Consider the following 9,344-nt stretch of genomic DNA (forward strand, 5'->3'; position numbering starts at 1 on the left):
TTTGATAATGCCTTTGAGAATCCAGCTTTGGATTACTTAAGAATCTGCGTGGTTTTAACCCGCAGAGTATCAAAGCGCCTTGAGTCAAGTGCTGTAAACCGTTGCAGGATAATGAATTGAAGGAAAACTCCCCGGGTAGGATTCGAACCTACGACCAATCGGTTAACAGCCGACCGCTCTACCGCTGAGCTACCGAGGAACGTTGGTGAACTTAAATTAGCCACAGTTACCTATAGTAACGTAGACTTCCCAACTTTGCAAGCCCTTTGGCAAAATTTATTTCAAGCCCATCCGCAACATCGCCAAACGCCTTTGGGACTCGGCATCCAGGGAACTGGCCAGGAACCGCCCCGCCGATCGCTTCTGGGGTTTGTGCCGTCTGCGCCGGGTGCAATTCGTCGCCTCCACCGCGTCGGCCAACTGTAGCGCCGACATCCATTCGGCCCCATAGCCAATGACGGTCAACTGTTGGGCGCGATCGGACGTGGCCACCAGCAACCGCCGCCGCGCCAACCGCAGTTGTCGTCCCAAGGACGCACACAATTTTTCGATATAGGTGTCGGCCGTCTGCCCGTAATCGGTATAGTAAATCGACAGGTTGCGGCTCACCGTTTCGCTGCTGGCGGGGGTGTCATTATAGTGGGCATCGAAAATGATGCGGGTGTCGAGCCCTTCAAAGGCGCTGTAGTTGACCAGGGCTTCGACCAGGTGCCTGCGGGCCTCTTCCATCCCTTGGCGATCGCGCTGTTGCTGCAAATGGGGCCAAATTCCGATGATATTGTAGCCGTCTACCAAAAGGACAGCCTTCGCTAAAGGACGTGACATGGCTGGGGACTAGAATACTTTCATTTAGATGGACTTCGGTTTGCTCAACCTCAATCATGACATTTTTTTCGTTACAGTTCATTACAATCTGTGTCCCCATCAGCGGTTTCCCCCGTCTCCCACGACAAGGCGCGACCTCCCCTTGTTTAACCGAGAATGAAACGGCCGGGCTTTGTCAGGGCGGAGATCAGGGGGAGCCAGAGGATGCAACGCTAGAATTGATCCGGGGGTGCGATTCGTTCGGGATTGAAATCCGAACCTTACCCGCTAGGGGGAGATGGGAACATCTCTCTCGACCCCTAATACCAGTTTGGATGGGATTCCAAGCAGCGCCGATCAAAACAGAGGATCATGAAAGTAGCAATCACAGGGGCGACCGGATTTGTCGGCTCTCGTCTGGTCGAATCGCTCCACTCTCGGGGGTATCAAATTGTCGTGTTGACCCGCAACCCGGAACGGGGGCGGCGGGTGTTTCCGGCGTCCGACTTTCCGCAGGTGGAAATCGTCGGCTACACCCCCACCGAGTCGGGGGACTGGCAGGGTGCGATCGCGGGCTGCGAGGGGGTGGTGAACCTGGCCGGGGCGCCCCTGGCGGACGAGCGGTGGACGCCGGAACGCAAACGGGTTTTGTTCGAGAGTCGGGTGACGCAAACCCAAAAACTCGTCGAAGCCATCAACAGCGCCGACCCCAAACCCCGCGTTTTGGTGAGCACCTCCGCGATCGGATATTACGGCACCAGCGAAACGGCGACATTCGACGAAAGCAGCGCAGCGGGGGACGATTTCCTCGCCGATCTCTGCCAGGAGTGGGAAGCGGCGGCCCAGGGGGTGAAAGACACCGGAACCCGCCTGGCGATCCTGCGCTTCGGCATCGTTTTGGGCATGGGCGGCGCGTTGGGCAAAATGCTCCCGCCGTTTAAATTGTTTGCCGGGGGACCCCTGGGCAGCGGCAGGCAGTGGTTTTCCTGGATTCACCGGGACGATTTGACCGATTTGATCCGCTTCAGCCTGGAAAATGAGTCGGTGGAGGGGGTGTTGAACGCCACCGCCCCCAACCCCGTCCGCATGAACGAACTCTGTCACCAATTGGGCGAAATCCTGCACCGCCCTTCCTGGCTTCCCGTGCCCAGTTTCGCCCTGGAAGCCCTGTTGGGAGATGCGGCCCAGGTGGTGTTGGAGGGGCAGCAGGTGATCCCCGATCGCACCGGGTCTTACAATTTTGAATATCAGTATCCGACGGTGAAACAAGCCCTGGAGGAGATTCTCGCCTGATGACCCGTTCCGATCGCCCCCACGCCCATTTCGACCGCGCCCGCAGCAGTTTGCGGCAGGCGATCGGCCGCTATTCCGAAATGCGCCGCCAACACAAGTCCTCGGGAACCCAACTGCAGGCGACGGTTCAGGAACAACTGGATATTCTCAAAGCCAATTCCGAAAAGTTGGAACAAGGTTTGATCCGGATCGCCGCTTTCGGGTTGGTGAGTCGGGGAAAATCGGCGGTGTTGAACGCCCTGTTGGGTCAATCCGTCCTGCAAACCGGACCCACCCACGGGGTGACGCAGTGGCCGCGATCGGTGCGCTGGACCATTTCGCCCGAGGCCGAAGCCGGAACCGAACCCATCGAAATCGAGTTGATCGACACGCCGGGACTCGACGAGGTGGCCGGCCAGATGCGGGGGGAAATGGCCCGGGAGGTCAGCCGCCAGGCGGATCTGATCTTATTCGTGGTGTCGGGGGATCTGACGCGGACGGAATACGAGGCCCTGGAAGCGTTGAAACGCATCCAAAAGCCTTTGATTGTGGTGTTCAATAAAATCGACCTCTACCCGGAACCGGAACGGGAGGCGATTGATCGGAATTTGCAGAAGTTGGCGACCCGCGACCCGAACTTGTCGGAGTCGTCGATGGAAATTGTCCGGGTTGCGGCGGAACCGCCGCCGTTGCAGGTGCGGGTGGAGTGGCCGGACGGTACAATTACTCAGGAATGGGAGTCGCCGCCGCCCCAGGTGGAGGAGTTGAAGGACGCGATCGCGACGATTCTTTACCGGGAGGGGCGATCGCTTTTGGCCCTGAATGCCCTGGTGCAAGCCAGGGAGGCCGATCGCGCGATCGCCCACCAGAGCATCCGCTTGCAGCGGGTGGAAGCGGAAAATCTGATCTGGCGCTTCACCCAATATAAGGCGGTGGCGGTGGCGGTGAATCCGGTGGCAGTGTTGGATGTGGCGGGGGCGTTTTTTGCCGACCTGGTGTTGATCCGGTCTTTGGCGAAGTTGTACGGCCTGCCGATCACCAGCTACGAAGCGGGGGAATTGTGGCGGAAAATTTTGTTGAGCTCGGGGGGACTTTTATTGGGGGAAATGGGCGGCGGTTTGCTGCTGGGAATTGGCAAGACGGGGGCGGGGTTGGTCGCGAATTTTCCCGGCTACGCGGGGGCGGCGATCGCCCAGGCGGGGATCGCGGGTTACGGCACTTATATGGTGGGTCGGGCAGCTCAAATTTATTTGGAACGGGGCTGCACTTGGGGGGAATACGGGATCGATACGGTGATTCAGGAGATCATCGAACAGTGCGATCGCGACACGGTGATCTATCGGTTGCGGCAGGAATTCGACGATTTTAAAGTGTAGAAAAAGCGGTTTTTTTTATTTTCGGTAATGATTGAATCGGAGCAGATGGAACAGTCAAAGCGGGAAATTATCGGCCAAATTGAGCGGATGTCGGCGGAAGAAATTCGGGAATTGCGGGATTTTATGGCATTTTTGAATTGGAAAAAATATCGTCCGGGGGAAGAGGTGATTTCGGAGCGCGATCGCAGCGCGTTGGTGCCGTCGGCGGGGGGAGAATTGGCGCGGCGATCGGACGTTCACCCCAATCTAACTCAGGATAGTTGGCATAAAGCGCTGGAGATGATAACGGCGGATCGGCTCGACCGGTTGAGGGCTTTTCATTAGCGCCGAAGTGTGATACAATTGGACAAACAATTAATCAATTGAATAAATCATCCGTCCGTCGCCGTTTTCCTATCCGTCCGGTTGCTTCCCGGAATACAAACGAACTTCAAACTGAAGTTGGGAGGCAATTTTAAGGTAATTTCGGCGATCGGACAAATCCCGCACCGTCCCCCTCGGCAGAGGGTTGGGGATGTGGCGAAATTGTCGTTATTTCGAGAAGGAAAAAATCGTGTTGAGACTGTTGCAAATTCTCATTCAGGCGATCCAACCCTTTTTGGTTCCGATTTGCTTTGTCGTCGCTTGGGGGTTGATGTTATTGATTGTTTGGAATCTGGGAACGGCGATCGCGGATACCGTCCGGCGTGCCAAGCGGATGCACCAGATCCCCTGTGCCAACTGCACCTATTTTACCAAAGATTACCGCCTCAAATGTCCGGTGCAGCCGAAAATTGCTTTATCTGAAAGTGCGATCGACTGTCCGGATTTTCAGGAGAGATAAATGGCGCTGAAGCGCAACAGAGTGATATCAAATCCGGTTGAATGATCGGAACAGCAAACGGGTTGGATATCTGCACCGCTTTGGAATCAATTCCAAAGCTAATAGCTCAAATCATCTCAAGATGATTGGGAAGATTTTGCGGTCAAATAACCGGATCTGATATTATTCTAACCTTTGGAAAGAAGAATGTCAATTTTCATCGCGCGATCGCTCGATCCAACTGTCGAATAATTCCTGATTTTCGGTAACCCACTCTTCCGCGTGGCGACGGATATCTTCCGGCGTGTCTTCCCCCTGTTGGATGAGTTGATTTTGCGCGTTGATATCTTCGATGGGAATTGCCACCGACTCGAAAAAGCGTTCGGCGGTGGGGTTGTTGTCGATAAAATTTTGATTGGCAACCACCCGCATTTTATCCACCGCAAAACCGAGATTTTTTCCGCCAATGGAAGTCTCCTCTTCCGTCACGTCTCCCTGGGTTTCGGGGAGGGAAGTAAACGGAACTTCCAGCCAAATCGCGTCCTCTCCCGGCTTCATCACCGTCCCCAACCAGTGGGGAGTCCAGGTATAGTATAAAACCGATTCTCCCTGGCGGTAGCGGGTGATGGTGTCCGCCAGCAACGCCGAATAACTGCCGCGATCGTGTTCCACCGTGTCCCGCAATTCGTAATTGTCGAGGTGATGTTCGATCGCCAATTCGCAACCCCAACCCGGATTGCATCCCGTCAGGTTCGCCAACCCGTCGCCGTCGGAATCGAACAGTGCGGCAATTTCGGGATCTCGCAGTTGTTCCAGGTTGGTAATATTGTATGCTTCGGCGGTTTTTTTGTCAATTTGATAGCCTTGGAGAACGTCGGGAACCACCACCCCCACCCGTTCCAATTTTTCCTCGCCGCCGCTGCGTTGAAAAAATTCCTCGTACAATGTTTCCCAATGTCCGGCGAAAAAGTCCAATTCTCCATCGCCGATCGCGACGTGAATTAATGTCGGATCGAGTTGTTTGAGATCGGCGGTTTGATATCCCAGGCGTTCCAAACCGATATTGAAAACTTCCTGGACGAACAAACCTTCGAGTTCGACATAAGCCGAACGGACGGTTACAGTTTCCGGGGAGCGATTTTCGGCGGTTTCCGGGGAAGGCTGGCAGGCGATCGCGCTTCCCAAAACGGCGATCGCGACAAAAGTTTGAGTTAATTTTTGGACGGGTTGAATCGGCATTATCGAGATGAATAATTGATCGCGTCTTGAGAACGTTTGCGGTGGCGAGAGAGCAATTTTATGATACCGCGATCGCGCCAAGATTCGCCACTTTCGGCGATCGCCGTCGCGATCCGATCTAAGAGGATCGCAATTAGGACGATTCCCAATCCCCCCACCGCCGCGAGTCCCACATCCAGGCGTCCGACTCCCTGCAAAACCAACTGTCCGAGTCCCTCCACGGCGATCATAGACGCGATCACGGACATCGACAACGCCAGGACGATCGCCTGATTCATGCCGGTGAGAATGGCGGGGAGGCTGAGGGGAAGTTGGACGTTCCACAAAATTTGTCGGGGGGTGGAACCGAAGGCGATCGCGGCTTCGACGGCTTCCGGAGAAACCTGTCGAATTCCCAAGTTTGTGAGGCGGATTAGTGGAGGGACGGCGAAGATAAATGTCGCGATCGTTCCGGGGACTCTTCCGATTCCGAATAACATCACGACGGGGACGAGATAGACGAAGGCGGGGAGGGTTTGCATGGTGTCCAAAAGGGGACGCAACCCGCGATCGATGCGATCGTTTTTGGCGGCTAAAATTCCCACCGGAATTCCCACGATCGCGCACAAAATCACCGCCGTCAAAACTAACGATAATGTCACCATCGCGGCTTTCCAGATTCCCAAGAATCCGATAAACGTCAAGGTGAGAATGGCATAAATCGCGATCGCGCGTCCGCCGATCTGCCAGGTGATCAAACCCAAAACGACGATAAAAATTAGCGGGGGGATGGCGATAAATAAAGATTCGATGGAATTGAGAACCAATTCGACCGGAACTCGGATCGCTTGGAACAGGGGACGGAAGTTATCGACGACAAATTCGACGGCGATCGCGATCCAGTCGTCGAGGGGAAGGGTATACAATTCAAAGGGATTGAGAATGGCGTCGAAGCCGGAAACGGTTTCGGCAATTATGTAATCAAATCCGATCATTATTCTAATTTTAATTTGACTTTAGGAATTTTCTCAATCGGGTGATGTACGGTTCGATCATCAAAGTCCCCCTTTCCAAGGGGGATAATGGTGGATTCTTCGTCCGGGAGTCGAAAGTCCCCCTTTCCAAGGGGGATAATGGTGGATTCTCCTCCTCTATCGAACCTTAACGCGATCAAAAACGAAACGGGATATTCTGGGGAAAATCGTCCAGTTGTTGCTGTAGGCGGGACTGTCGCCAAAAACGACGAGGATATAGGCGATTTCACCGTCCGGCGATCGCACGTAGGCAACCTCCTGTCTCGATTCGGATGTCCAGCCGACTTTCGAGGCAAAAATAACCCCGGAATCGACCAATCCTTCCCCGAAAAAACCCGCGATCGGGTTGTTCTCGTCCCGCCGCCAGACTTGCGGATTGAGATCCCGTCCCAACAAGTCTAACATCCGATCGCTGGCGGTTTCCGAAACCGCTCGTTGGGTGGCAATTTCGTACATCAGCCGTCCCGCCTGTTCCGCACTGATTTGATTGCGGATGGGTTGTTCGGGATTTCCCCGCATTTTCAAATCCCAGCGTTCCGGTTCTTCCATTTTCAGGTCTGCAATCGGGAAGTTTTTCTGGCTGACATCGATATTGTGATATCCGGCGGAACGAAAAAAGCGGTTGATGAAATATCGCCGTTCCAACCAATCTTCAAAATTTTCATTTTGTGGAGTCGAGGTGGTTCGAGTCAGGCGATCGAGAATGTGGCTGGCGGCTTCATTATCGGAGTGTTTGACGAGTTGACATAAATCGGTTTTGCAGGTATCATCATAATCGATAGTGTCCGCCGGCAGCAGGTTCGCTTCCACTTGCGCGTAAACGGCAACCATCCAAAAAAGTTTGGTCACGCTGGCCGGAAATCTGGGAATTTGACTCCGATACTCCGCGAAGGATTGCCGGTTGATATCAATCAAATAAATCGATAATTTATCGGTGGGGAGTTTTTGGGAAATGGCGAGGTTGACGAGTCCATCCGCGATCGCTTGGAGTTCTTTGCTGTAGGTGAGTTGCGGCGGCGTTTTGACGTTGTAGGTGAGTTCGGACGCTGCGGCGGGTTGGGGGGGAGGCGAAACCGTCGGCTTGGGGGAAATCACCGGCGTTTTAACGGTCGGCTGTGAGGATAAAATATAAGGTTTTACGAATCGAAATGCCACCCAAAATCCCCCCGCCATCAACACAATCAAAAATAGGAAGGTTCCCAACCAGGATAACTCGGAATTCCGCCGGTGCGATCGCCGGTTTTTGCCTGTCGTCCGGGGTGCGATCGCCTCTCCTTTCAATTCCGCCACTTCTCGCCGCAGTTTGCGAATTTTCCGATAGGCGCGTTTCAACTTGGCTTCGAGTTCGGCAATTTTTGGATCTTCCGGATCGGGGGGTGGCGGCTGTCGGGGGGTCACGTTTTTAAATGAATGGCTGGATCGGTCATTTTTTTTTAATATAACATCTACAGAGAAACCAGTTCTTTTTTATAGACGCGATCGCACCGCAAAGTTTCCACCCCCGTCGCCGCTTCATATCCCCGGCGTTCGTAAAGTTGCACCGCCTCCTTCAAAACGCTGGCGGTTTCGATCCAAATTTCAGAAAATCCCCGATTCTGAATGGCTGCTTCCAATTCGGCTAACAAAAATTTACCCAAACCCAACCCGCGAACCTCCGGAACCAAATACATTTTCCGAATTTCAACGGCATTTTTTCCCCGTTTGACGGGATAGTAAGCCGCCGTCCCGACGATGGTGCGATCGCTTTCCACAACCCAAAATTCACCGCCGCGATCGTGATAATATTCCTCCACTTTAAAGATATCAATATCGGCCCCCTCCGGTTCGCACCCCAAACCGTATTCCGCCAAGACGGAAGCGATCAACTGGATGACGGCATCGCGATCGCCGGTTTCCCAGGAACGGATGATAAAATCTCGATATCGTTTGTTCATCTTATTCATAACAGGCAAGATGCCTGTTCTACTCGCCTCAATTTTAACTGTGGATTCTGGGTTCGGGATGGAGGGTGGAGAGAATGTCACTTTCGATAGTCGCCAATTCCTCCAACCGCCGGGTGACGATATCGACATCAAAATAGGTCGTCGCCAACACCCAATAAATGCCGTAGTGCCGCGCCTCGGATGCCATCAGACCGTGATAAAATTTTGCCAATTCCGGTTCCGGACAGTGCTGGGAGAGCAACCCCAAACGCTCGTGGCTGCGCGCTTCGATCAGTCCCGAAACCAACAGCAAATCCAGCATCCGTTCCGGTTCGTCGCGGCGGACGTGGCGGTTCAACTCCGCGCCGTAGGGGGGTGCAGGGAGCGATCGCATGGCAATCCCCCGCCGTTCCAACCACTGATTTACCAATTCAAAATGTTCGAGTTCTTCCTGCGCGATCGCCGTCAGCATCCGCACCAATTTGGCACTCGAAGGGTAGCGAAACATCAAATTTAACGCCACCCCGGCGGCTTTGCGTTCGCAGTGGGAATGGTCCAATAAAATCGTGTCGAGGTTCGCGATCGCCTGTTCGATCCAAGCCGGAGAGGTCGGCCGTTTCAAGTATTTTATTTTCGGGAGGGAGGTGGGAACGGAGGATGTCATCTGAATACCAATTTAATCATCTCGGAGGGTCGATGTTTACACATCGCCAGCTTGTCAATCACAATCATAGCAGATCCCGACCTGGTGTGCTATATTATCAGGATGTATCAGCCCTCAATCCTCTTGAGAGGATTTCTGCTATTAGCTTGGGAATTGATTCCCAAGCGGGTTCGTCGTCCCCACCGAAAGCCTTGAAATCAATTTCAAGGCTCATAGCGAAAGTCATCTCAAGATGACTAAATAAACGTTAGT

At 53.8% G+C, this 9,344-nt stretch carries 10 protein-coding genes and 1 tRNA gene; 4 read left to right on the forward strand and 7 right to left on the reverse strand.

What is annotated here, in order from left to right:
• Positions 1–127 precede the first annotated feature (127 nt).
• Together AC0QHF_RS10070 and AC0QHF_RS10075 are read right to left on the reverse strand one after the other, a co-directional pair.
• Positions 128–199: transfer RNA gene (locus AC0QHF_RS10070), tRNA-Asn, on the reverse strand.
• Positions 200–276: 77 nt separating this feature from the next.
• Positions 277–825 carry an NYN domain-containing protein gene (locus AC0QHF_RS10075; protein ID WP_324704074.1) on the reverse strand — a complete coding sequence of 183 codons (549 nt, stop codon included), beginning with the start codon at positions 823–825 and terminating at the stop codon, positions 277–279.
• 351 nt (positions 826–1,176) lie between these two features.
• Here AC0QHF_RS10075 and thyD point away from each other — a divergent pair, with 351 nt between their 5' ends.
• From thyD to AC0QHF_RS10095, 4 genes are all read left to right on the forward strand, one after another.
• Positions 1,177–2,097 (forward strand): thylakoid membrane protein ThyD, encoded by a 921-nt coding sequence (gene thyD, locus AC0QHF_RS10080; RefSeq protein ID WP_324704075.1) that lies wholly within the window; start codon positions 1,177–1,179, stop codon positions 2,095–2,097.
• Positions 2,097–3,452: a DUF697 domain-containing protein gene (locus AC0QHF_RS10085; RefSeq protein WP_324704076.1), complete on the forward strand. Its 1,356-nt coding sequence runs from the start codon at positions 2,097–2,099 to the stop codon at positions 3,450–3,452. Before thyD ends, AC0QHF_RS10085 begins: the two co-directional genes overlap by 1 nt.
• A 45-nt stretch (positions 3,453–3,497) precedes the next feature.
• Positions 3,498–3,776, forward strand: a complete 279-nt coding sequence (locus AC0QHF_RS10090) for a hypothetical protein (protein WP_324704077.1) — start codon at positions 3,498–3,500, stop codon at positions 3,774–3,776.
• A gap of 229 nt (positions 3,777–4,005) precedes the next feature.
• On the forward strand, positions 4,006–4,275 hold the full coding sequence (locus AC0QHF_RS10095) for a hypothetical protein (protein ID WP_324704078.1): 270 nt from the start codon (positions 4,006–4,008) through the stop codon (positions 4,273–4,275).
• Positions 4,276–4,464: 189 nt separating this feature from the next.
• Here AC0QHF_RS10095 and proX read toward each other — a convergent pair whose 3' ends face one another.
• From proX to AC0QHF_RS10120, 5 genes are all read right to left on the reverse strand, one after another.
• Positions 4,465–5,493, reverse strand: a complete 1,029-nt coding sequence (gene proX / locus AC0QHF_RS10100; RefSeq protein WP_324704079.1) for a glycine betaine/L-proline ABC transporter substrate-binding protein ProX — start codon at positions 5,491–5,493, stop codon at positions 4,465–4,467.
• The gene (locus AC0QHF_RS10105; protein ID WP_324704080.1) at positions 5,493–6,467 is read right to left on the reverse strand and encodes an ABC transporter permease; all 975 of its coding nucleotides are present in this window, start codon (positions 6,465–6,467) and stop codon (positions 5,493–5,495) included. The genes proX and AC0QHF_RS10105 overlap by 1 nt, the downstream gene beginning before the upstream one ends.
• Before the next feature lie 156 nt (positions 6,468–6,623).
• Complete coding sequence (locus AC0QHF_RS10110; RefSeq protein WP_324704081.1) at positions 6,624–7,904, reverse strand: serine hydrolase; 1,281 nt, start codon at positions 7,902–7,904, stop codon at positions 6,624–6,626.
• A 47-nt stretch (positions 7,905–7,951) separates the two neighbouring features.
• Complete coding sequence (locus tag AC0QHF_RS10115) at positions 7,952–8,440, reverse strand: GNAT family N-acetyltransferase (RefSeq protein WP_324704082.1); 489 nt, start codon at positions 8,438–8,440, stop codon at positions 7,952–7,954.
• A gap of 43 nt (positions 8,441–8,483) precedes the next feature.
• Positions 8,484–9,092, reverse strand: coding sequence for a MiaE family protein (locus AC0QHF_RS10120; RefSeq protein ID WP_324704083.1), 609 nt, complete (start codon positions 9,090–9,092; stop codon positions 8,484–8,486).
• Between the last annotated feature and the right edge of the window lie 252 nt (positions 9,093–9,344).

Source organism: Lyngbya sp. CCY1209, from assembly GCF_055795065.1.

Bases quoted from the DNA above. Each gene is read 5' to 3' on its own strand.
- AC0QHF_RS10075 (WP_324704074.1), bottom strand. From the start codon at position 825: ATGTCACGTCCTTTAGCGAAGGCTGTCCTTTTGGTAGACGGCTACAAT.
- thyD (WP_324704075.1), top strand. From the start codon at position 1,177: ATGAAAGTAGCAATCACAGGGGCGACCGGATTTGTCGGCTCTCGTCTG.
- AC0QHF_RS10085 (WP_324704076.1), top strand. From the start codon at position 2,097: ATGACCCGTTCCGATCGCCCCCACGCCCATTTCGACCGCGCCCGCAGC.
- AC0QHF_RS10090 (WP_324704077.1), top strand. From the start codon at position 3,498: ATGGAACAGTCAAAGCGGGAAATTATCGGCCAAATTGAGCGGATGTCG.
- proX (WP_324704079.1), bottom strand. From the start codon at position 5,493: ATGCCGATTCAACCCGTCCAAAAATTAACTCAAACTTTTGTCGCGATC.
- AC0QHF_RS10105 (WP_324704080.1), bottom strand. From the start codon at position 6,467: ATGATCGGATTTGATTACATAATTGCCGAAACCGTTTCCGGCTTCGAC.
- AC0QHF_RS10115 (WP_324704082.1), bottom strand. From the start codon at position 8,440: ATGAACAAACGATATCGAGATTTTATCATCCGTTCCTGGGAAACCGGC.
- AC0QHF_RS10120 (WP_324704083.1), bottom strand. From the start codon at position 9,092: ATGACATCCTCCGTTCCCACCTCCCTCCCGAAAATAAAATACTTGAAA.